The organism is Bradyrhizobium sp., from assembly GCF_035935975.1.
Taxonomy (GTDB): Bacteria; Pseudomonadota; Alphaproteobacteria; order Rhizobiales; family Xanthobacteraceae; genus Bradyrhizobium.
The window spans coordinates 94,800-114,989 of the sequence record NZ_DASYWN010000044.1 but is presented as its reverse complement, the minus strand read 5'-3'; the positions used below and the strand labels follow the sequence as shown (position 1 = coordinate 114,989).

The window sequence follows — 20,190 nt, the reverse complement described above, 5'->3', positions numbered from 1 at the left end:
ACAGGAGACTGACATGCGGCTTCTCATCGTTGGCACATTGAAAGGCCAGCTCACCACTGCCACCAAGATCGCGATGGACAACGGCGCGACCGTAACCCATGCCGAGGATCACGAGCAGGCGATGCGGGTGCTGCGCGGCGGCAAGGGCGCCGACCTCCTGCTGGTTGACGTCGCCCTCGACATCCGCGACCTCGTGATGCGGCTCGAAGCCGAGCACATCCACGCTCCGATCGTGGCCTGCGGCATTACCAACGACGCCCGCGCCGCGGTTGCCGCGATCCATGCCGGCGCCAAGGAATACATCCCGCTGCCGCCGGATCCCGAACTGATCGCCGCGGTGCTGGCTGCCGTCGCCAATGACTCCCGCGAGCTGGTCTATCGCGATGACGCCATGGCGCGCGTGATCAAGCTCGCGCAGCAGATCGCAGGCTCCGACGCTTCGGTGATGATCACCGGCGAATCCGGCACCGGCAAGGAAGTGCTGGCCCGCTACGTCCACACCCGCTCTGCCCGCGCCAAGCGCCCGTTCATCTCGATCAACTGCGCCGCGATCCCCGAGCATCTCCTGGAGTCCGAGCTGTTCGGCCACGAGAAGGGCGCCTTCACCGGCGCGATCGCCCGCCGCATCGGCAAGTTCGAGGAGGCAACCGGCGGCACGCTGCTGCTGGACGAAATCTCGGAGATGGACGTCCGCCTGCAATCCAAGCTCTTGCGCGCCATCCAGGAGCGCGTGATCGACCGCGTCGGCGGCACCAAGCCCGTGCCGGTGGACATCCGCATCATCGCGACCTCGAACCGCAATCTCGCCGAAGCCGTGCGCGAAGGCACGTTCCGCGAGGATCTGCTGTTCCGCCTCAACGTCGTGAACCTCAAGATCCCGCCGCTGCGCGAGCGCCCCGCCGACATCCTCGAGCTCGCCCAGCACTTCGTGAAGAAATATGCCGAGGCCAACGGCGTGCCGATGCGCCCGATCTCGGCGGAAGCGCGCCGCGTGCTCTCGACCAATCGCTGGCAGGGCAATGTCCGCGAGCTCGAGAACACCATGCACCGTTCGGTGCTGATGGCGCAGGGCGACGAGATCGGGCCCGATGCGATCCTCACGCCGGACGGCGACCGCCTCGACCTCGCCAAGACCGCCCCGGCCGTTGCGCACGCCACCATGGCCGCCGAGCAGGTGACCCGCGCGCTGGTGGGGCGCACCGTCGCCGACGTCGAACGCGACCTGATCCTGGAGACGCTCAAGCATTGCCTCGGCAACCGGACCCATGCCGCCAACATCCTGGGCATCTCGATCCGCACGCTGCGCAACAAGCTCAACGAATACGCCGACGGCGGCATTCCGATCACGCCCGCGGGCACGCCCGGAGAGTATCCGCGCATGCCGGCCATGGGGTGAGCAAACAGCTCTTCGATCTCATCGCGTGAGGCGCGCGAATGGCCGGGACGAGCCCCGGCCACAGCGTTCGAGTATCCTACCTTATCGTGGCGTGACGTTCACGTCCGGCTACTTGCCAGGCGGAACGTAGACGCTCGTGAGCTTCGCGGCCTTTTCTGCGATGCTCTTGAAGTCACCCATCTTCCAGGCGCGCACGGTTTCGATCTTGGCGATGGCACCGCTCGCTGCGGCTGCCATTCCGATGGCGACAGCATCGGCTCCGTCGGGGAACTCAGCTACGATCAGCGCGTCATGCGCGCCTGTGGTCATGAACGCTCCCTGGAGCTTTCCCCCGGCTTTCTCGATCATCCCAGCGATCATCGCGGTGCGATCGGACGGCTTGTCGACCAATCCCTTGATGCCGGCATTTGAGTATGAGACGTACGAGATGAACAGCGGCATGTTTTCTCTCCGTCGAGGTTAGAGCGACAATCAATATCGTTTTGGAAAGAGCTCCCTAAGCGAGAGCAAGGCACCGCCTGCCGACGGCACGTGAGCTGCCTTGAAAATCGAGTTACGGACTTCGGCACGTCCAAACGGACAGCTTGTCCGGACTATAGCCGACTCCAGAAGGCCGCGCGAACGGTCAGTCAAGCCGACCCATTCGTAACGCGACTATTCCGCTTAGCGTGATCAATCTGCATCCCGGTAGTTGGACTGCAAGCCGGCGAGTGAAGCAGTTCACAATCAAGATGCGCCGAGATCGCTAGAGTCCTGACGCAGCGTGGCGTGATGTCAGCCAGGTGCCGCATCCGCCTTCGCGAGGGTCCTTCAAATCGAAAGGGCAAGCTATGACATCCTCTTCCTGGACGATCTCCCGCCTGTCGATGATCGCTATGCTGCTCGCAGCCCCGGTGACGCTTGCGCGCGCTGACGTGATCATGGACTGGAACGCAAAAGCCGATGCGATCGCTACCGAGAAGCAAATTCTTCCAGCACCTCACAGCCGCGCTCTATCCATGATGCACGTCGCAATGTTCGAAGCCGTCAACGCGATCGACCACCGTTACGCGCCGTATAAATTCGCCCTGTCCGCGGACCGCTCGACGTCGCGGGAAGCTGCCGCAGCCGTTGCGGCCCACGATGTGCTGCTGTCGATCTATCCAGACCTCAAGCAGGACCTGGATGCGACGTTGACGAACTCCCTGACGCCGATCGCCGACAGTGAGTCCAAGGTCGCCGGCATCAACCTTGGGAAAGAGGCGGCGACAAAGATCATCGAGCTTCGTGCGAACGACGGCAGCGCCGCCGTGGAAATCTATCGGCCCCTGACCACACCGGGCGCCTACGTTCCGACCGTCGTCCCGCTGTTCTCGACCACGGGCGCGACCACGCCCTGGGTCATGACCTCCGGATCGCAATTTCGTCCCGGATCGCCGCCGGCGCTCGATTCAGACGTTTGGACCCGGGACATCAACGAGATCCGCGAGGTCGGCAGCCGAAGCAGCCCGACCCGGACACCCGAGCAAACGACGATCGGTCGATTCTGGTTCTTCGTCGGTGCCCGGACCTACAATCCCATCGTGAGGCAGGCGGCAACGGCGAAGAAGATGGATCTCGTCGACTGCGCCCGGCTGTTCGCGCTGACGTCAATTGCAGGCAACGACGCCATCGTCGCCGTGTTTGACGCGAAGTACCATTACAACTTCTGGCGGCCGATCACGGCCATACGCAACGCCGACCTGACGTCAAATCCGGCGACGGCTCGCGATCCATCCTGGCTGCCGCTGGGGGACACGCCGATGCACCCGGAATATCCCTGCGCTCACTGCATCGTCTCGGCCACGATTTCGACCGTGCTCCAGAGTGCAGTCGGAGATTTCGGCGAATTCTCGTTGACCAGCCCGACCGCACCGGGTGTCACACGAAAGTGGTCGCGCCTCCAGGACTATAGCGATGAAGTCGCCAACGCCCGCATCTGGGCCGGCTTTCATTACCGGTTCTCGACCGAAGTCGGCAAGGACATGGGTCGAAAGATCGGTACGTTGACGGTCACGACGCAGCTTCGCGGTGTGGAAGCGATGGCGCAGCCTAGCCGCTAGGCTGCAGCCTTTGAACGGGGCTACGCGGGATAGCCCCGCCTTATGGCACCCGGATATCGCTTCCGCCTTCGCTCTTCGAGCTACGGCGGACAAGTCGCTCATCCGGGCTACGGAGGCCAGCACATGGCCGCACCGCATCCGGCGACTAGGTCGCGCCCGCGCCAGGCCCTATAACCCCGCGTGAGAACCACGCGAGGATAAACATGTCTCAAGCTCAAATCACGGACTGGCTGGCGTCGCAGCGGCAGGCGATGATCGATCTGCTGCGCGATGTCGTGAACATCGATTCCGGGTCCTATGACAAGGAAGGCGTCGATGCGGTCGGTGCGCGGTTCGAGCGGCATTTTGCCGAGCACGGCATTCCCTGCCGGCGCGAGAGCGATACCACCTTCGGCGATGCGATCCATGCCGAAGTGGCAAAGCCCGGCAGCAACGAGAAGCCGGTGCTATTGATGGGACATCGCGACACAGTGTTCGGCAAGGGCGAGGCCGGGCGGCGTCCGTTCACCATCAAGGACGGGCGCGCCTACGGTCCCGGCGTCGCCGACATGAAGTCCGGCCTCGTCATGAACGTGTTCGTGGCGACCGCCTTCCACAAGTTCGGCGGCTCGCCGCATCCGATCAAGGTGCTGATCACCTCCGACGAGGAGATCGGCTCGCCCTCCTCCCGTCCCGTAATCGAGCGCGAGGGACGCGCCGCGCGCGCGGTGTTCAATTCCGAGCCGGGACGGCCGACCGGGAATGTCGTGACGGGGCGCAAGGGCGGCATCTTCATGCACATGGCCATCACCGGCAAGGCCGCGCATTCCGGCGCCAACTTCGCCGCCGGCGTCAGCGCGATCGGCGAGCTCGCGCAGAAGATCGTCAAGATCCACGCGCTGACCGATCTCGACAAGGGCATCACGCTCAATGTCGGCCTCGTCTCGGGCGGCCAGTCCGTCAACACGACGGCACCTTACGCAGAAGGCCAGATCGACCTGCGCTACGTTGATCCCGCCGATCGCGCGCGGATCATGGCCGCGATCGAGAGGATCGTCGCAACCTCTTACGTGCCGGGCACCAGCGCGACGCTGACGATCAAGGGCGAGTTCGTGCCGGTGGTGCAGAGCGCGGATTCGAAAGCGCTTTTCGAAGGCTATCAGGCCGCCGCAAGGCAGGTCGGCCTGACCACCCTGCAGGGCGAATTCTCCGGCGGCTGCGCCGATTCCGGCTTCACCGCTGCGGTCGGCACGCCGACCATCTGCGGTCTCGGCCCAGTCGGCGGGCTCGCGCACACGCCGGAGGAATACCTCGATATCGACAGTATCGTGCCGCGCGCACAGGCGCTGGCGCTGGCGATTTTGCGAGGGTGACATCAACCGTCATTCCGGGGTGATGCGAAGCATCGAACCCGGAATGACGGTCACAAGCCGTCACGAATAACTCGGCGCATCCGGCTTGCGGAAGATATGGATGGGATCGCCGGGCACGATCGGCTGGCCCGAGAACATCGCATAGGCATAGAGCGCGAGATAGGCGATCGCAAGCGCGCCGACGGCGTAGAAGGCCCAGGTCGCAGCGCGCTTCATTGGTCCGCTCCGTTGCCGTCCCGGCGGGACGGCTCTCGGCGCTTCTAGAGCCATGAGGCGGAAAAGGCCAGCCTGAGGGCGGCGGTCAAACGCCGCGCCGGCCGCGGGCGGGAACGCTGACGTCGGCGAGCCTGGCCGCATCCTCGTCCTGGTCCACCGCCACATACTGGCCGTGCCAATAGGCCAGCGCCGCGTTCCGGGTCGAATTTCGGACAGCCCTGACCCGGCCGATGACGATGCCGTGCGAGTGACGCTCGACGATCTCCTCGACCTCGCAATCGACCGCGGACAAGGCGCCGACCAGCAGCGGAACGCCCGAGACCTCCGTCACCCATTGGCTGCCGGCGAAGCGATCGGCGCCCTTGAGGCCGCCCTTGCCGGCAAAACGTTCGGCGACGTCGAGCTGATCGGCCGCCAGCATGTTCACCCCGAAGGCGCCGTAGCGCTTGATCAGCGGGAAGGACGAGGCATCGCGGTTGATGCTGACGATCAGCGTCGGCGGGTCGACCGACAGCGAGCTGACGGACGTCACCGTCATGCCGGTGATGTCCTTGCCCCGCCCGGCGGTGATGACGCTGACGCCGCCGGTGAGATGGCGCATGGCGCCGCGGAAATCGGCGGCCGGGACGGGGATTTCAGTCATGAGATCGCGAGGCACTACATTCATGGCGTGGTCCCCTAACCGGGGTTCCCTTGTATTTAGGTACGATCGTCCGCCGACAAAAGGTGGCTCAGGATCGAGCCTTCCAGCGCGGCCAGCTCGGCGGAGCCGCGCTCGCGCGGCCGGGCCGCGTTAACCGTGACGTCATGGGCGATCCGGCCCTCGTCGATCACGAGCACGCGATCGGCCAGCGCAACCGCCTCGGCGACGTCGTGGGTCACCAGGATCGCGGTAAAGCCCTGGTCGCGCCAGACGCGCTCCAAAAGCCGCTGCATCGAGATGCGGGTCAGCGCGTCCAGCGCGCCCAGCGGCTCGTCGAAGGCGAGCACGCGGGGACGGGAGACCAGTGCGCGGGCGAGCGCGACGCGCTGCTTCTGGCCGCCCGACAACACCGAGGGCCACTGGTCGCGCTTGTCGGCGAGGCCGACCTCGCCCAGCGCATTCTCCGCGCGCGCATGCGCATCATCGGATGCGCGATCGCGGCCGAGACCGACCTCGACATTCGACAGCACCCGCGCCCAGGGCAGCAGCCGCGGCTCCTGGAACATCACGCGGATGTCCTCAGGCTGGACGTCCTGACCAAAACTGATGCTGCCGGAGTCGATCTTTTCGAGACCGGCGATGAGGCGCAGCAGCGTGCTCTTGCCGCAACCGCTCTTGCCCACGATGGCGACGAACTGGCCGGCGGGGATGTGCAGGTCGATGCCGCGCAGCACCTCGTTGCTGCCGAAGGATTTGCGCAGGCCGCGGATGCTGAGCGGCAGGCCGCTGGTCTGCGCTTGGCGTTTTTCTTGGCGTTCGTCTTGCCGCTCCTCGCGCGCGACGCGGGCGTGAGGGGCGAAATTGGCGCGGCCGGCGAGCTCGGTCTCGGGAAGGGAGGTACGAAGAGCTGTCTGCATGTGATTCCCAGTATGTCTGCTCAGCGTTTCTGGAAGGCGGGGTGCCAGGAGAGCGTCGCCCGCTCCAGCACGCGGGAGGCGCTGTCGGCGAGCTTGCCGAGCAACGCGTAGATCAGGATCGAGAGCACGACGACGTCGATCAGCATGAACTCGCGCGCCTGCATCGCCATGTAACCGAGACCCGAGGACGCCGCGATGGTCTCGGCGACGATCAGGGTCAGCCACATGATGCCGAGCGCGAAGCGGATGCCGACGAAGATCGAGGGCAGCGCGCCCGGGAAGATCACGCGGCGAAACAGCTCGCTGTCGGTCATGCCGTAGATGCGGCCCATCTCGATCAGTTGCGGATCGACGGTGCGTATCCCGTGCAGCGTGTTGAGGTAGATCGGGAAGAAAACCCCGAGCGCGACAAGAAACAGCTTTGCGCTCTCGTCGATGCCGAACCAGAGGATGACCAGCGGGATCAGCGCCAGATGCGGCACGTTGCGCACCATCTGCAGCGTGGTGTCGGTGAGCTTGGCCGAAAGCTGCGACAGGCCGTTGGCGAGCCCGAAGGCGAAGCCGATGCTGCCGCCGATCAGGAAGCCGATCGAGGCGCGCCAGAACGAGACCCAGATATTGCGGATGAGCTCGCCGGAGAGCAGCAGCTTCCACCCGGCGAGCGCAACATCGCTCGGCGCCGGCAGGACACGCACCGGCACGAAGCCGGTGACGCTCGCCACCTGCCAGATCGCGATGATGGCGAGCGGCACGATCCACTGGACCAGGCCGTCGATGCGCGGCAGACGGAAGCTGCGGGGAAGCGAAACGCTATCGATCAGGCTCATGATTGCGACACCCGGTGCTGCGGACGGTAATCGCTGCCGACGGTCTCGCCGAAGGGCCCGCCGTTGAAGTGGAGCTTGGTCACGTTGCTCGGCAGGTCGAGCGAGAGTCGCGGGAACACCAGCTCGGCGAAGCGATAGGCTTCCTCCAGATGCGGATAGCCCGACATGATGAAGGTATCGATGCCGATGTCCTGGTACTCCTTGATCCGCGCCGCGACGGTCTCGGCGTCGCCGACCAGTGCCGTGCCGGCGCCGCCGCGCACGAGGCCGACACCGGCCCACAGGTTGGGCGCGATCTCGAGCTTGTCGCGCTTGCCACCATGGAGCTGCGCCATGCGCTGCTGGCCGACCGAATCCATCCGCGAAAAGTTCCTCTGCGCGGTGGCGATGGTCTCGTCGCTGACATGCTTGATCAGCTCGCCCGCGGCGCGCCAGGCCTCTTCATTGGTCTCGCGGACGATGACGTGAAGACGGATGCCGAAGGAGAGCTTGCGGCCCCGCGCTTCCGCGATCGCCTTCACCTTGGCGACCTTCTCGGCAACCAGGGCCGGCGGCTCGCCCCAGGTGAGATATTTGTCGACGGCGTCGACGGCGACGTCGATGCCGGCATCCGACGAGCCGCCGAAATAGAGCGGCGGTCGCGGCGACTGCACCGGCGGGAACAGCAGCTTTCCGTCCTCGATGTGGATGTGCTTGCCCTCGACCGTCACGGTCTTGCCGGCGAGCAGATCGCTATAGACGTTGAGGAACTCGCGGGTGACCTCGTAGCGCTCGTCGTGGCCGAGGAAGATGCCATCGCCCTTGTTCTCGACGGGATCGCCGCCGGTGACAACGTTGACGAGCAGCCGGCCGTTGGTGACGCGATCGAGCGTCGCGGTCATGCGCGCGGCTACGGTCGGCGATTGCAGGCCGGGACGGACGGCGACGAGATAACGCAGCCGCTCCGTGACCGGGGCGACGCTGGAGGCGACGATCCAGGAATCCTCGCAGGACCGTCCCGTCGGCAGCAGCACGCCGTAATAGCCGAGCTGATCGGCGGCCTGGGCGACCTGGCGCAGATAGTTGAAGTTGACCTCGCGCCCGCCGATGCCGGTGCCGAGATAGCGACCGTCACCGTGGGTCGGCAGGAACCAGAGGATGTTGCTCTTGCTCATGGCTGTGCTCCTAGCCGTAGGACGTGCCGACCGCGGCGGCGACGATGCCGATCGACAGCACGACGGCCGCGATCAGACGCTGGATGATACGCCTCATGTTCAAACCCCTGTGGGTGGGAAGGCTGGTCGGCACGATCAGGCTGCCGGGTTGCGCCAGACGATGTCGCGGATGACGATCGGCTTGGGGATCAGGCCGAGCTTGTAGAAGCGGTCGGCGACGCCCTGCTGGGTCGTGACGATGTCGTCGGTGACGGGACCGACCACGAAGGACGAGCGGTTCGCCGCGATGGTCTGGATATCAAGCGGAATGCCGGTGACCGCTGCAAGCGATTTGGCGACCTCGTCGCGGTGCTGCTCGGCCCATCTGGCGGTCGCCGTGGTGACGGCGACGATCTGCTGCAGGATGGCGCCGTGGTTCTTCGCGAAGTCGCGGTTGGCGATGTAGAAGGAGTTGGTCTTGGTGACCTCGCGCGCATTGATCAGGATGCGCCCATTCTGCTTGGTCTCGCCGATCGCGAAGTACGGATCCCAGATCGCCCAGGCCTCGATGCTGCCATTGGCAAAGGCGGGGCCGGCGTCCGGCGGGGTCAGATAGACCGGGGTGATGTCGGCATAGGTGAGCCCGGCCTTCTCCAGCGTCTGCACCACGATGTTGTGGGCGCTGGAGCCCTTGGTGAAGCCGACGCGCTTGCCCTTCAGCTCGACGATGGAGCGGATCGGCGAATCCTTCGGCACCAGGATGCCCTGGCCGTTGGTGATCGGCTGTCCCGCGGCATAGACGATCGCAGCGCCCGCGGCCTGCGCGAACACCGGCGGCGAATCGCCGACCGCGCCGTAATCGACGCTGCCGACATTCATCGCCTCCATCATCGGCGGGCCCGAGGAGAACTCGACCCATTTCACCTCGATGCCCTGCGGCGTGAAATGTTTTTCCAAGGCGGCCTGCTGGCGCGTGATGACCAGCACGCCGTTCTTCTGATAGCCGATACGAATTTCCTTCACCGCGCCCTGCGCATTCGCACGTGAGGCGAACGCAGCGGCGGCTGCAGTTCCAACAGACAGTTTCAAGAAGTCGCGACGCTGCATTCCAAGCTCCCGGCCACACGTGGCCGTCATCATTCACGTTTCGGCAAATGATGGTGCGGGTGATGAAAGCTGTCGAGACGTTCGGGAAAATAGCGATGCGAGCACTGCGCGCATGGCGGAGCGCATGATTAATCTTTCAAGCGGCGAAGCGAATGAGGATGGAATTTTTCTGCACGCGAATGTGAGGGCCGCTCGGATTTTGAGCAATGCGCTCGGGGCCCGAACACAAAATGTCGAAAACAACCCCATGCACAGTAGCCGGGGCGTGCGAAAACAATGACTTACGTATTATCCGAAATTCTTTTGACCCGTCGGGCAAAACAGGGGCATACTGGCATCATGGCGGAGTGGGACTGCTGAGGCGCGAAGCCGCCTCCACGACCTCCGCTGTCATGCCCCGCGAAGGCGGGGCATCCAGTACGCCGCGGCTTCTCGATTCAATCACTTCTGTCTCGGAGTACTGGATCGCCCGCCCCTGTGCGCAATTGCGCACTAGGCGGGCGATGACACCGTTAGTGTGGCGGGCGTGTGCCTCGATCCCGATGGGGCGAAGCACGGACACCTAACGAGCTAATGCCACCGCACCGGCAAATTCTGTAGCCCGCGGAACGCCCAGCCGCCGATCCGCACCGGCTCGTCATTGGCGATCTCGATCCGGCCGGCGCGCGCGAACAGGGTCGGCAGCGCGACGTCGGCGATCATGGCGCGCGAGGCGAAGGCGCCGGCGCAGAAATGCGGGCCGGCGCCGAAGGCGACGCTCTTGGACGTGTCTCGTCTCACGTCGAACTGGTCGGCGCGCTCAAAATGTTTCTCGTCCCGGTTGGCGGAGCCGAACATCAGGAACACGCGTTCATCCAGTTCGAAGGAGACATCTCGGATGCTCCACGGCTTTGCGATCCGCCGCGGCGACATGCCGATCGGCGAGATCCAGCGGGCATATTCCTCGAACGCCTGCAGCCAGCTCACCTCGCCCTTGCGCACGAGATCGAGTTGCTCGGGATGGGTCAGCAGCGCCCACACCGTGCCGGCGATCGCCTTGCGCGGCTCGTTCTGGCCGCCCGAGATCGCAAGCTTGACGTTGGCGCGCACGCTCTCCATCGCCATGCCGGAGGCGAGGAGCACGCCCAGGATGCTCTGGTCGGGATGCTTGCGCATCACCGGCAGGATGTCGTCGATCGCGGCGTCGATGCCTGACGTCGCCGCGCGGCAGCGCGCCTCGACCGCGGGATCGCCGCCGTAATTGGCGATGCCCTCGATCATGCCTTGCGACCAAGCGTCCATATCCCCAAAGCCGATATTGGTGAGGCCGGTGATCGACTTCAGGCACTCGCCGGAGAACGGCAGCGCGAAGTCGCGCATGAAGTCGATCCGCCCGGGCGTGATCGCGTCGATGATGCGGTCGGCATGGGCCTGGAACAGCGCGGTCCAGTGCGCCTTCACCGTCCTCGGCGACACCGTCGGAAACATCGCGCGCCGCTCGATTTGATGCGCCTCGCCGTCCTTGCGCATCATGTTGTGGCCCATCAGCCGGTTCATCAGGCCGGCGGGCTGGTGCGAGGAGAACACGTCGATCTGCTTCTCGGAGATCGAGATGTCGTCGCGGCAGCTGAGCAATGTCGAGCCGAGCTGCGGCACGAAGGCGATCGGCGCCTCCTTCCGCATCCTGGCGAGCATCGGATAGGGATCGGCCCAGAACGCGGCGGGGTCGATGTCGATGCGCGGCGCCGTGCTCAAGACAGCCTCCCCTGATGCTTGTGTGCTTCAGGCCAGACTAGCGAACTCCGCTGCCGGCGTCTGTCCCTAGCGATAGGGACGGACGGAAGAGGAGCATTTACTTGCAAGCCGGGGTGACGGGACAAGACGGCAAGGAATTCCCCGTGGCTCATCGTCGCGACGCAGGCGTCGAATTTGCCGTGGCAACCGGTTCCTGTACACTCGGCCCGCAAATCCAAGACGGGATGATCATGACCACATTGCTCATCGTAGGCGCGACGGGGCTTGTTGGCGGCCGCGCGATGACGCTCGCTCTTGCCGACCCTCGCATCACGCGCATCATCGCGCCGACGCGGCGTGCGATGCCGCCCGCGGAGCGGGTATCCAATCCTCGGCTCGATGATCTGATTGCTGGTGCCGGCGGTGAGGAATGGCGAGCCGACGGCGCAATCTGCGCGCTCGGGACGACGCGAGCGGCGGCAGGGTCGGCAGCAGCATTTCGAGCGGTCGATTACGAACTGGTGCTGCTGATCGCCCGGCGGCTGCGCGACGCTGGCGTTGGTCGGTTCGCGCTGGTGTCGTCCCTGGGCGCCGACCCGCGATCCCTGTTTCTCTACACACGGACGAAGGGCGAGGTGGAGGAGGCGATCGGAGCGCTCGCTTTCCCGTCCCTGACGATCCTGCGGCCAGGCTTCCTGGACGGCGAGCGTGCCGAAAGCAGGCCGGTACAGCGCGCAGTGCGGAACGTCTTGACCTTCGCATCTCCCCTGTTGCCGCAAGTTGCGCGTGTAAGCTCGGTGACCAACGTGGCTCGGCAGCTCATCGAGGCGGCGGTTGCCGGCGAACCGGGAACGCACGTCGTTGGAGCTGGGCAACTGGCAGAGGGCGGCAGCTGACACCGCCGGCCCCGGCTCTGCACAGCGGCGCGTGCTGGACGATGCAGCGCGGCGCTCTGCTGACGCCTGGAGCTAAGACCCTTGGAGCTAAGACCCTTGGAGCTACTGGGCCTCGACGATCCTCGGTCCGGATGACGGCATCTGCGCGTGTCTTCACAAGAAGGGGGCATCCCGCAAAGGAACGGCTAACCACGTTGCGACGGCCACATACGCGGGAGCATGGAAGATCGATCAACCAATGATAGCATGAGACTTCAAAGACCAACCAAAGGGAACTTCTGTGACTGGAATGACCAAGCCTCGCTTTCGGCTTTCGTTGGTTGTCTCGTGGATCATTCTCGTAGGTGCTCTCCTCGTCTGCTTTACGTTCATCAACCCATTAAGCGGAAGCGGTGGTTCGCCACCCTGGGTGGTTAGTCTGATCGTGTCCTGGCTGCCGTTCGTAGTGCTGGTCGGCGTCTGGATATGGTTTTCACGCAGGCGTCTGCGCGGTTCATCCGGGATGAACCTGGTCGATCTCTACGAGCAGCAGGTCGCCGAATCGCGGCGAACCAACGCCTTGCTGGAGAGGATCGCGGCGGCCCTGGAAAAGCCGTCACCGGGCTAACTCGAACACCGGCGCATCGCAGGGAGCAGAGGTATGCGCTCAGGATTTTCCGGGCACGTCTGGCTGGTTGCTTTGGCATTCGCGGCAGCCGCTGCCGTCAGCCGTCCAGCGGCAGCCGACGATCGACAGGCGTGTTTGGAAGGATCGAGGGAAACCACAGCCGCGACCATCGATGCCTGTACGCGCGCGATCCAAAGCGGAAACTACAACGGCCAGGAGCTCGCCGGCTTGTATCATGCCCGCGGCTATTCCTGGTCCTCGACCAGCTTCGCCGATCGCAGCGACCGCGCCTTGAAAGACTTTAGCGAGGCGGTCCGGGCTAATCCGAAATCCGGCGGTTCACTGCTCAACCGGGCGCACATCTACAACCAATGGCACGACTACGACCGGGCGATATCGGACGTCAACCAGGCGTTCGAAGCCGGTCTGGCGGACTATGGAAAGCAGGTCGGATTTGGCGAGCGCGGCTACGCCTATCAAGCGAAAGGCGACAACGACCGCGCCATCGCGGATTATACTGCCGGCATCCAGCTCAATCCGAACAACTATGTCGCCCTCACTGCCCGAGGCAACGCCTACCTCGCCAAAGGCGACCTTGATCGTGCCATCGCCGACTGCAGCCAGGCGATCGTGCTCCGCCCGAACTACAGGGACGCCTACTTCAACCGTGCCTACGCCTATCAGGCTAAGGGCGACATCGACCGCGCCATCGCCGACTACGGTCAGATGATCGCGCTCAATCCAAACGATTGGCAGGCCTATGGCGATCGCATCATGGCGCACCTGTCCAAGGGCGACGTCCGCGGCGCCATCGCTGATTTCAGTCTACGGGAGGTGCTGTCTTGGCTCGCCGGCATCATCTTTGTGGTCGTGCTGGTCTGGTATTTTTGTCGAACAGCCACGCCTTGGCGCGCACGAGAGTCCGGGCAGACGATGATCGAGATTTGCGAGCAGGAGCTTGCCGAAATGCATCACAGGAACGCCGCGCTGGAGAAGATCGCGGCGGCCTTGGAGAGGCGTTCGTCGGGTTAGTGCGATGGAATGCGCCTGATGTGGCGCAGAGCCGCCAGCCAAGATTCGCTTGATTGAACTTGGCGAGCCTCTCGTCGCGCCGGAGTGTTCTGAAGCGCCATGAGATTTGGATGAATCGTCATCGCGCTTTAGATTGTTGTTTGCGCATGATCTTTCCGGAAAGCCGCTTCGCCGCCTTCCGGATCATGCTCTAACTTCCGGAATGACCGTCAGACCCGCCCCAGCCGTCATTCTGGCTGGGTCCAAAATTCGTGTTGCTTCGATCCGGCGAGACCCTCGTCCCCTGGTAGCAGGCATAGCCAATGAACCCCAGCAGGGCGACCAGGCAGATGGGTACAAGAATCCAGTCTGGCATGTCCGAGTCCTCGGATCGGCTCTGCTCGCCGTCATCGCGGCGAATGATACTCCAAATGCGTCAACCATGGATCCAGCCCAATGCTAAAATTGGGTCGAGCAACAAGGTCTACAATCAGTCAGAAGCGAGCACGCAATAGACCGAGGACGGAAGGACTGAGCTACTGGGCCTCGGCGATCCTCGGTCCGGATGACGGCATCTGCGCGTGGGCTGCCAAGGGCCGGCTCATCGGCGATGCCGGGTCCGGCAACCGGAAAGCGGCGTCGGACGGCGCGCCCTGGGACGGACGACGAGCAACGGTTCCTGGAAGCACGATCACCTTCGCTCCGACCTTCACCCGGTCGTAGAGGTCCACGACGTCGTCATTGGTCAGCCGGATACAGCCGGACGACACCCGCTTCCCGATCGTATCGGGCTTGTTGGTGCCGTGAATTCTATATTCGGTCTCGCCCAGATACATCGCCCGGGCGCCGAGCGGATTGGTCGGACCGCCCGCCATGAACCGCGGCAGATAAGGCTGACGCACGACCATCTCTGCGGGCGGACGCCAGTCCGGCCATTCCGTCTTGCGGGCCACGGTCTGTTCACCGGACCATGTGAAACCTTCGCGGCCGACACCGATGCCGTAGCGCATCGCTTGCGTGTCGTTCAGAACGAAATAGAGGAACGTGTTCTTGGTATCGATGATCACGGTGCCCGGCGCCTGGTGGCTGGCGTAGTCGACCACCTGCCGGACAAGCGCTCCGGGACCGTCAGCGGCTTTTGGCGGTTCGACCAGAGGCGCCGGGGCCGGGATCGGAACCGGAGCAGGAGCCGGTGCTGCCGCTGCTGCTCGAACTGGAGTTGCCACGTAAACCGGCGTTGACGACGCATGGGCCTCGGGTGCGGACGGCTTCCGTGCCGGTTGCTCGCTCGCCGGGTGATACAGCAAACCGTACCCCGCTGCGGCGACAGCCACGACGCCAACGGCAACGCGCGCGGCCATTGGCAGTGCGAGCGTCTCCGCCTTTCCACGCTTGGTCCGCTTACCCATTACTCTTTCCCCAGGTCACTCTGCCTGGAAGAGGTAACCCAGCAAAATTTAAGAAACTTCGAAGCGACGCCGATCAGGCTGGAACAGTCAGCTATGGTTAACGCCGGACTGTTGTCCGGCGATGCGAAGAATTGCGCGCATCGCGCGATATTCAGCTAGCGACGGGGACAACGCACGTCTCATCGTGGTCGCGAAGCAGCGTCAACGTTCGAAGTGGGCGCCATCTGGAACAGTTGTTGCGCCGAAAGTCAGGCTGCCGCCTTGTTCTTTATGGCGCCGACGATCGCGGTCAGTATGGCGCCGCCTGCCCCGCCTGCAACCGCCTGAGAAATAATACCGCTCACACTGAAATTTCCTGATTGTGCTGCTGCCAGGACAGAAGGCAACAACAGGGTCGCGATCTGCCCGAGGAGCCCACCTCCGACCAGACCTGAGATGATGTTTCCAGCCGTGCCCAGATCAAATGTGGGGGACGATTTGCCAACGCCGATGCCGCCAACGGCGCCCGCAATGAGATTGATCAGAATCTGCTCCATGTCGATCTCCTCAATGAATGGCGATGGGTGAAACGAGATTCGGGGGAAAGCCGCCGGATCACGTGACGTGCGCCCGGCGTCTCGCAATGAAGCCGTAACTGGCATCCATTCGCCATTTGCGACGGCGTCCAGTGGAGCAGGCTTGATGCAGATCAAGGGTTCAACGGATTATGCTTTAGGCTCATCCACCTCGCGCGTCGCGCACCGCCTGCGCGACTTTCGTCGCCTGCGACACTCGTCCGATCTTTGCGCCTGCAATGATCTTTCTCCGGCGTGTGCTGGCCTTCGGCACCATGCCTTCCCCTGCGGTAGCTCCGGCCGGGGGATAAGTCGTGAAGTTCGCGGCGCGATGCAGCGCCAGAGCCTTTCGAGCCGCCTCCACATGCGCGGTCCGAGCTGCCAGGTTGTGGAGACGCCTGAGCTCGTTGTTCAACCGCTTCAGCGCCGCGGCGAAGACTTGCTTGCGTTCCGATGCATGCTCGGCGGTTCCGGGAAAGCTGGCTCCGCGAGCCTCGGCCTTTCCACGCCCCTCCCGCTGCCTTTGCCGGCCGAACGTTCGCTCCTTGTCGCGCATCTTGCGCAAGCGGGATCGCATGTCCTCGAGCTCGGCGATTTCGACGTCATAGATGGCGGGATGGTGCGTGAGGCGGATCGTCTCATATTCTTCGTGGCTGAGGAGGCTGCGTTCGAACTTGCAGGGGACCGACATTCTCATCCCTCCATTTGATTCCTTGATGTTCAGGCGGGCGGACTCGTCCAGGCTCCCCGCGGCTTCCGCGGGCTTGGAGTCAGGAGACGTAGCTCAGCCGAAACTGACGCTGGTCCATCAAGGGCCGGGAGCCGAACTCAAGCGAAGCTTCGCCCGGTGCACCCGCGGCGCTCAATTACTGTCTGCCCTGCCGCGAGCGTCCGAATGCATAGCGCGGATTGAGCCCGCAGGACGCATGGGTGCCGGAGGCAGCCACCCTGCACTGCTCGAGAGTCGCGAACTGGCAGTTGCCGGGATTGCCCCAGCGGCGGCCTTGCAGGCAGTAGCGATCTGCGAACGCGGGCGAGAGTGATCCGACCGTGACCAGGATCAAGATGGCGGAGACCGCAGCGAACAGAATACGGCACATCTGAGTCCTCCTGTACTGTGCTCCGCTTGCGCTGGAAAGGCACCAGATCGACCATAATCTCGGCCTTCCGAATGATCATCCGAGCATACCCTGAGGAGTTCGCAGGGAATTTCCCGAGATCCTGCGTCGTGCGGGATTGTCGTGCCGGGAACAGGGAAAATGCCGGCTTTGCTCTCGGCAGCAGATATCTCGGACTTGATCAGTTCAGGCGACCAGACCCCGAGAGCAGGCGTAGCACGATCGCAAACAATTCGTTCTGCGAGGAGATGCCGAGCCGTTCATAGGCGCGCTTGCGGTAGGTCAGGGTCGAATGCAGGCTGATGCCGAGTCCTTTCGAGATCGCCTCGGAGCTGAAGCCGAGCAAGATGCGGCGGCAGACCTCCTGCTCGCGCGGCGTCAGCGCGGAGAGCGGCGCGCGCATTGCGAACAATGCGGCGAGGTTCTGGTCGGGCGTTGTGGCCTGCTGGAAATGACGTGCGACGCTGGCGCCGATCGCGGGCGCGATTGCTTGAAGCCGCGTACGCTGGGCATCGTCGAAGCGGCCCTGGGACGTGATGCGGTAGAAATTGACGTAGAAGCAGGTGTCACCGGTCCAGATCGCGGTGGCGCATTTGTCGACGATGTCGGAATCGTTGAAGAAGATCTTTCGGTAGCGCGCGCCATACATCCGCGGCGAGAACGACGGCAGCATGATCGGCGTGCTGCTCTCGGCTTCGAACAGTGCATCGCGATTGGGATCGGATTCGTGGAACTGGCCGGCATAGGCGGCGCCGAGATCGCTGCCGGTCGGGATGTTGCCGGCATCGAGCAGGCAACGCGCCGCACCGGCGCGCGTCAGCGCGAACACCATGCAATGGCCTACGCCGGCCTGGCGGCGCAGCGTGTCGATCAGGATGTTCGGGAAGTCGGGACGGCCGATGGCGAGCACGGCGGGCGTGACGTCACCCGCCGCTGGGTTTGGGGCCATCGCGTGGGGCCGCATGTGTTTCCTCCGCCAAAGTTCTTTTGGCGGACGATATCAGCAAGAGGATTTTACTGGAAGACGGCGACGCCTGCGTATGCCGTCGCATGGGTCCCGGCTCTGCGCAGCAGCGTTGCACGCTGCAGCGCGTCCGGGACACGAGAGTTTTGCTGGCCGATGCAGAAGACGGTCTCGTGCCCCGGACGCGGCGCAGCGCTTCTTCAGCGGTGCGCTGCTGAGCCGGGGCCCATGCCGGATACGAAGCGCTATCTCACCGCAGCCTTCACCGGCGCCACGTTGATCGCGAGCTTGCCGTAGCGGTCCGTGAAGGCCTCGGTGTCGATCTCTTCGAGCTTGATCTCGCCGCTCATCACGCCCTGCTTCCAGGCGACCTGTGCGGGATCGTTCTGGAACTCCGGCATCACCTCGCGGCCGAACAGCTCGAGCGATTCGCAGATGTGCTCGTGGCTGTTCTTGCCCGCCTGGTTCAGCAGGATGACCTGGTCGATGTGCGAGGACTGGAAGCGCTTCAGCTTCCGGCGGATCGTCTCGGGCGAGCCGATCAGGCCGCCGCGGAGCGCCGCCTCCTGGGCCTCGGGATTGTCGCGCTTCCACTTGTTGTACTCGTCCCACATGTTGACGGTGTAGGGCGCGGGACGCTGGCGGTTCTGCGAGGCACCGTAGAAGCGGAGCGCGAACTGGAAGAAGGTGGCGCCGTCGGCGCGGGCACGCGCCTCCTCGTCGGTCTTGGCGCACATGAAGAACGACACCAGCGCCATATTCGGGTTGATCTGGTAGTCGGCAAGCTTGTGCAGCCGCTTCGTCATCGCGTTGTAGTAGGCGTGCACCCAGGCATGTGCGGCGTCGGCGCTGACGAACTGGAAGCCCAGCGCGCCAAAGCCGTGGCGGCCGGCGCGCTCGATCGTCGGCAGTTGCGAGCAGGCCATCCAGAGCGGCGGATGCGGCTTCTGCACCGGCTTCGGCACGACATTGCGCAGGGGGATGTCGAAGTACTTGCCGTGATGTTCGGACCCTGCGTCCTTGAACATCGGGAAGATCGCGGCGACGGCCTCCTCGAACACCTCCTTCTTGGTCTCCATGTCACGGCCGAACGGCGTCAGCTCGGTGATCGACGCGCTCTCGCCCATGCCGAATTCGCAGCGGCCGTTGGAGAGCAGGTCGAGCACCGCGACACGCTCGGCAACGCGGGCCGGGTGGTTGGTGGTGAGCTGCAGGATGCCGTGGCCGAGCCGGATGTTCTTCGTCCGCTGGCTGGCGGCGGCGAGGAAGGATTCCGGCGAGGGCGAGTGCGAATATTCTTCGAGGAAGTGGTGCTCGACGACCCAGGCGTGGTCGTAGTTGAGCTTATCGGCGAGTTCCATCTGCGAGAGTGCATTCTGGTAGAGCCTGAGCTCGTCGCCGGCGACCCAGGGCCTTGGCAGTTGCAGCTCGTAGAAGATGCCGAACTTCATGACGCCTCTCCCGCATTATTGTTGTTAACGTCATCTTAATGCGTGAGGCGCGGCTGTCTACGCAAACGCAATTCCGCCGCGCGGGAGACGGATCCCTCGCGCGCACGTAGCAATGACAGCCCGATTCCGGGGCGTACTACAGGGTGCGGCGAACTCGACAGGTTGATCCAGATCAACGCGTTAGCGGCTCGAACGTATCTAACGTGCGGCAAGGCAACGGCCCGGATGCCGTCCCGATTCCCCATACCATTTCAGAGAGACCGAATATGTCGGCCCCTGACGACACGACGTCGCGCGTGCGCCGTAAGCGCATGGAGATTTTTGCGTTCCTGTTCCTGACCGCGGTCGTGATGCCCGTCCTCGCGGTCGGAACGGTCGGCTCTTACGGGCTCGGCGTCTGGATCTACCAGATGTTCGCCGGCCCTCCCGGCCCCCCCTCTTCCCCGCATTGATCTCTCACAGCGAAAGACAGCCATCATGGCCCACACCACACTCAACCGCCGCGCATTGATCACCGGCCGGGTGCTCAGCGCCGAGCGCGTCATCTCTCCGCCCGGCTGCGAGATCGCCAGCATCATCGTGCAGGCCCGCCCCGAGCGCCTCGACGCGCTGGAAGCCGCGATCACCGCGCTTCCCGGCTGCGAAATTCACGGACGAGACCCGCGCGGAAAACTCGTCGTCGTGACCGAGGCGCCGGATGCCGGCAGCCTCGGCACCATGCTCAACACCATCCAGTCGCTGCCGGACGTCTATTCCGCGGCGCTGGTCTTCCACGCCATCGAAACCGCCTGAGTC

24 protein-coding genes are annotated in these 20,190 nt (G+C 64.1%); 9 read left to right on the top strand and 15 right to left on the bottom strand.

The window, feature by feature from the left end:
• Nucleotides 1–13 precede the first annotated feature (13 nt).
• Nucleotides 14–1,396: a sigma-54 dependent transcriptional regulator gene (locus tag VGR99_RS26800; protein WP_326902699.1), complete on the top strand. Its 1,383-nt coding sequence runs from the start codon at nucleotides 14–16 to the stop codon at nucleotides 1,394–1,396.
• A gap of 108 nt (nucleotides 1,397–1,504) precedes the next feature.
• On the opposite strand, the gene VGR99_RS26795 is transcribed toward VGR99_RS26800, so the two are convergent.
• Nucleotides 1,505–1,837, bottom strand: coding sequence for a GYD domain-containing protein (locus VGR99_RS26795; protein ID WP_326902698.1), 333 nt, complete (start codon nucleotides 1,835–1,837; stop codon nucleotides 1,505–1,507).
• A 341-nt stretch (nucleotides 1,838–2,178) separates the two neighbouring features.
• On the opposite strand from VGR99_RS26795, the gene VGR99_RS26790 reads away from it, so the two are divergent.
• A complete protein-coding gene (locus VGR99_RS26790; RefSeq protein ID WP_326902697.1) occupies nucleotides 2,179–3,477 on the top strand; it encodes a vanadium-dependent haloperoxidase in 1,299 nt (432 codons plus the stop codon).
• Nucleotides 3,478–3,680: 203 nt separating this feature from the next.
• Entirely contained in the window at nucleotides 3,681–4,829 is a 1,149-nt protein-coding gene (locus VGR99_RS26785; protein WP_326902696.1) for a M20 family metallopeptidase, read from the top strand.
• Nucleotides 4,830–4,889: 60 nt separating this feature from the next.
• On the opposite strand, the gene VGR99_RS26780 is transcribed toward VGR99_RS26785, so the two are convergent.
• The 7 genes from VGR99_RS26780 to VGR99_RS26750 all read right to left on the bottom strand — a co-directional run bounded on the left by VGR99_RS26780 (nucleotide 4,890) and on the right by VGR99_RS26750 (nucleotide 9,672).
• The gene (locus VGR99_RS26780; protein ID WP_326902695.1) at nucleotides 4,890–5,045 is read right to left on the bottom strand and encodes a hypothetical protein; all 156 of its coding nucleotides are present in this window, start codon (nucleotides 5,043–5,045) and stop codon (nucleotides 4,890–4,892) included.
• 85 nt (nucleotides 5,046–5,130) lie between these two features.
• A complete protein-coding gene (locus tag VGR99_RS26775; RefSeq protein ID WP_326902694.1) occupies nucleotides 5,131–5,712 on the bottom strand; it encodes a flavin reductase family protein in 582 nt (193 codons plus the stop codon).
• 32 nt (nucleotides 5,713–5,744) lie between these two features.
• The gene (locus VGR99_RS26770) at nucleotides 5,745–6,605 is read right to left on the bottom strand and encodes an ATP-binding cassette domain-containing protein (protein WP_326902693.1); all 861 of its coding nucleotides are present in this window, start codon (nucleotides 6,603–6,605) and stop codon (nucleotides 5,745–5,747) included.
• Between the two features lie 20 nt (nucleotides 6,606–6,625).
• Complete coding sequence (locus VGR99_RS26765) at nucleotides 6,626–7,432, bottom strand: ABC transporter permease subunit (protein WP_326902692.1); 807 nt, start codon at nucleotides 7,430–7,432, stop codon at nucleotides 6,626–6,628.
• Nucleotides 7,429–8,586 (bottom strand): FMNH2-dependent alkanesulfonate monooxygenase, encoded by a 1,158-nt coding sequence (gene ssuD / locus VGR99_RS26760; RefSeq protein WP_326902691.1) that lies wholly within the window; start codon nucleotides 8,584–8,586, stop codon nucleotides 7,429–7,431. Before ssuD ends, VGR99_RS26765 begins: the two co-directional genes overlap by 4 nt.
• 10 nt (nucleotides 8,587–8,596) lie before the next feature.
• Entirely contained in the window at nucleotides 8,597–8,719 is a 123-nt protein-coding gene (locus tag VGR99_RS26755; protein WP_326902690.1) for a hypothetical protein, read from the bottom strand.
• A gap of 2 nt (nucleotides 8,720–8,721) precedes the next feature.
• Nucleotides 8,722–9,672 (bottom strand): sulfonate ABC transporter substrate-binding protein, encoded by a 951-nt coding sequence (locus VGR99_RS26750; RefSeq protein WP_326902689.1) that lies wholly within the window; start codon nucleotides 9,670–9,672, stop codon nucleotides 8,722–8,724.
• 19 nt (nucleotides 9,673–9,691) lie between these two features.
• On the opposite strand from VGR99_RS26750, the gene VGR99_RS26745 reads away from it, so the two are divergent.
• Nucleotides 9,692–9,952, top strand: a complete 261-nt coding sequence (locus VGR99_RS26745) for a hypothetical protein (protein ID WP_326902688.1) — start codon at nucleotides 9,692–9,694, stop codon at nucleotides 9,950–9,952.
• A gap of 290 nt (nucleotides 9,953–10,242) precedes the next feature.
• Here VGR99_RS26745 and VGR99_RS26740 read toward each other — a convergent pair whose 3' ends face one another.
• On the bottom strand, nucleotides 10,243–11,406 hold the full coding sequence (locus VGR99_RS26740; RefSeq protein ID WP_326902687.1) for a cytochrome P450: 1,164 nt from the start codon (nucleotides 11,404–11,406) through the stop codon (nucleotides 10,243–10,245).
• A gap of 101 nt (nucleotides 11,407–11,507) precedes the next feature.
• Here VGR99_RS26740 and VGR99_RS26735 point away from each other — a divergent pair, with 101 nt between their 5' ends.
• The 3 genes from VGR99_RS26735 to VGR99_RS26725 all read left to right on the top strand — a co-directional run bounded on the left by VGR99_RS26735 (nucleotide 11,508) and on the right by VGR99_RS26725 (nucleotide 13,920).
• Nucleotides 11,508–12,281 (top strand): NAD-dependent dehydratase, encoded by a 774-nt coding sequence (locus VGR99_RS26735; protein WP_326902686.1) that lies wholly within the window; start codon nucleotides 11,508–11,510, stop codon nucleotides 12,279–12,281.
• A 289-nt stretch (nucleotides 12,282–12,570) separates the two neighbouring features.
• A complete protein-coding gene (locus VGR99_RS26730) occupies nucleotides 12,571–12,888 on the top strand; it encodes a hypothetical protein (protein ID WP_326902685.1) in 318 nt (105 codons plus the stop codon).
• 33 nt (nucleotides 12,889–12,921) lie between these two features.
• Nucleotides 12,922–13,920 (top strand): tetratricopeptide repeat protein, encoded by a 999-nt coding sequence (locus tag VGR99_RS26725; protein WP_326902684.1) that lies wholly within the window; start codon nucleotides 12,922–12,924, stop codon nucleotides 13,918–13,920.
• Nucleotides 13,921–14,435: 515 nt separating this feature from the next.
• On the opposite strand, the gene VGR99_RS26720 is transcribed toward VGR99_RS26725, so the two are convergent.
• The 6 genes from VGR99_RS26720 to VGR99_RS26695 form a co-directional block, all read right to left on the bottom strand.
• Nucleotides 14,436–15,308, bottom strand: coding sequence for a L,D-transpeptidase (locus tag VGR99_RS26720; RefSeq protein ID WP_326902683.1), 873 nt, complete (start codon nucleotides 15,306–15,308; stop codon nucleotides 14,436–14,438).
• Between the two features lie 248 nt (nucleotides 15,309–15,556).
• Nucleotides 15,557–15,844: a hypothetical protein gene (locus VGR99_RS26715; RefSeq protein WP_326902682.1), complete on the bottom strand. Its 288-nt coding sequence runs from the start codon at nucleotides 15,842–15,844 to the stop codon at nucleotides 15,557–15,559.
• Nucleotides 15,845–16,025: 181 nt separating this feature from the next.
• Nucleotides 16,026–16,553: a hypothetical protein gene (locus tag VGR99_RS26710; RefSeq protein WP_326902681.1), complete on the bottom strand. Its 528-nt coding sequence runs from the start codon at nucleotides 16,551–16,553 to the stop codon at nucleotides 16,026–16,028.
• Between the two features lie 175 nt (nucleotides 16,554–16,728).
• A complete protein-coding gene (locus VGR99_RS26705) occupies nucleotides 16,729–16,962 on the bottom strand; it encodes a DUF3551 domain-containing protein (protein WP_326902680.1) in 234 nt (77 codons plus the stop codon).
• A 199-nt stretch (nucleotides 16,963–17,161) separates the two neighbouring features.
• On the bottom strand, nucleotides 17,162–17,944 hold the full coding sequence (locus VGR99_RS26700; protein WP_326902679.1) for a helix-turn-helix transcriptional regulator: 783 nt from the start codon (nucleotides 17,942–17,944) through the stop codon (nucleotides 17,162–17,164).
• Nucleotides 17,945–18,189: 245 nt separating this feature from the next.
• The gene (locus VGR99_RS26695) at nucleotides 18,190–19,395 is read right to left on the bottom strand and encodes an LLM class flavin-dependent oxidoreductase (RefSeq protein ID WP_326902678.1); all 1,206 of its coding nucleotides are present in this window, start codon (nucleotides 19,393–19,395) and stop codon (nucleotides 18,190–18,192) included.
• Nucleotides 19,396–19,661: 266 nt separating this feature from the next.
• On the opposite strand from VGR99_RS26695, the gene napE reads away from it, so the two are divergent.
• Both napE and VGR99_RS26685 read left to right on the top strand, forming a co-directional pair.
• Nucleotides 19,662–19,847 carry a periplasmic nitrate reductase, NapE protein gene (gene napE / locus VGR99_RS26690; protein WP_326902677.1) on the top strand — a complete coding sequence of 62 codons (186 nt, stop codon included), beginning with the start codon at nucleotides 19,662–19,664 and terminating at the stop codon, nucleotides 19,845–19,847.
• Between the two features lie 25 nt (nucleotides 19,848–19,872).
• Nucleotides 19,873–20,187 (top strand): chaperone NapD, encoded by a 315-nt coding sequence (locus VGR99_RS26685; protein ID WP_326902676.1) that lies wholly within the window; start codon nucleotides 19,873–19,875, stop codon nucleotides 20,185–20,187.
• Nucleotides 20,188–20,190: the final 3 nt, after the last annotated feature.

Bases quoted from the DNA above. Each gene is read 5' to 3' on its own strand.
- VGR99_RS26800 (WP_326902699.1), top strand. From the start codon at position 14: ATGCGGCTTCTCATCGTTGGCACATTGAAAGGCCAGCTCACCACTGCC.
- VGR99_RS26795 (WP_326902698.1), bottom strand. From the start codon at position 1,837: ATGCCGCTGTTCATCTCGTACGTCTCATACTCAAATGCCGGCATCAAG.
- VGR99_RS26785 (WP_326902696.1), top strand. From the start codon at position 3,681: ATGTCTCAAGCTCAAATCACGGACTGGCTGGCGTCGCAGCGGCAGGCG.
- VGR99_RS26780 (WP_326902695.1), bottom strand. From the start codon at position 5,045: ATGAAGCGCGCTGCGACCTGGGCCTTCTACGCCGTCGGCGCGCTTGCG.
- VGR99_RS26775 (WP_326902694.1), bottom strand. From the start codon at position 5,712: ATGAATGTAGTGCCTCGCGATCTCATGACTGAAATCCCCGTCCCGGCC.
- VGR99_RS26770 (WP_326902693.1), bottom strand. From the start codon at position 6,605: ATGCAGACAGCTCTTCGTACCTCCCTTCCCGAGACCGAGCTCGCCGGC.
- VGR99_RS26765 (WP_326902692.1), bottom strand. From the start codon at position 7,432: ATGAGCCTGATCGATAGCGTTTCGCTTCCCCGCAGCTTCCGTCTGCCG.
- ssuD (WP_326902691.1), bottom strand. From the start codon at position 8,586: ATGAGCAAGAGCAACATCCTCTGGTTCCTGCCGACCCACGGTGACGGT.
- VGR99_RS26750 (WP_326902689.1), bottom strand. From the start codon at position 9,672: ATGCAGCGTCGCGACTTCTTGAAACTGTCTGTTGGAACTGCAGCCGCC.
- VGR99_RS26730 (WP_326902685.1), top strand. From the start codon at position 12,571: ATGACCAAGCCTCGCTTTCGGCTTTCGTTGGTTGTCTCGTGGATCATT.
- VGR99_RS26725 (WP_326902684.1), top strand. From the start codon at position 12,922: ATGCGCTCAGGATTTTCCGGGCACGTCTGGCTGGTTGCTTTGGCATTC.
- VGR99_RS26720 (WP_326902683.1), bottom strand. From the start codon at position 15,308: ATGGGTAAGCGGACCAAGCGTGGAAAGGCGGAGACGCTCGCACTGCCA.
- VGR99_RS26715 (WP_326902682.1), bottom strand. From the start codon at position 15,844: ATGGAGCAGATTCTGATCAATCTCATTGCGGGCGCCGTTGGCGGCATC.
- VGR99_RS26710 (WP_326902681.1), bottom strand. From the start codon at position 16,553: ATGTCGGTCCCCTGCAAGTTCGAACGCAGCCTCCTCAGCCACGAAGAA.
- VGR99_RS26705 (WP_326902680.1), bottom strand. From the start codon at position 16,962: ATGTGCCGTATTCTGTTCGCTGCGGTCTCCGCCATCTTGATCCTGGTC.
- VGR99_RS26700 (WP_326902679.1), bottom strand. From the start codon at position 17,944: ATGCGGCCCCACGCGATGGCCCCAAACCCAGCGGCGGGTGACGTCACG.
- VGR99_RS26695 (WP_326902678.1), bottom strand. From the start codon at position 19,395: ATGAAGTTCGGCATCTTCTACGAGCTGCAACTGCCAAGGCCCTGGGTC.
- napE (WP_326902677.1), top strand. From the start codon at position 19,662: ATGTCGGCCCCTGACGACACGACGTCGCGCGTGCGCCGTAAGCGCATG.
- VGR99_RS26685 (WP_326902676.1), top strand. From the start codon at position 19,873: ATGGCCCACACCACACTCAACCGCCGCGCATTGATCACCGGCCGGGTG.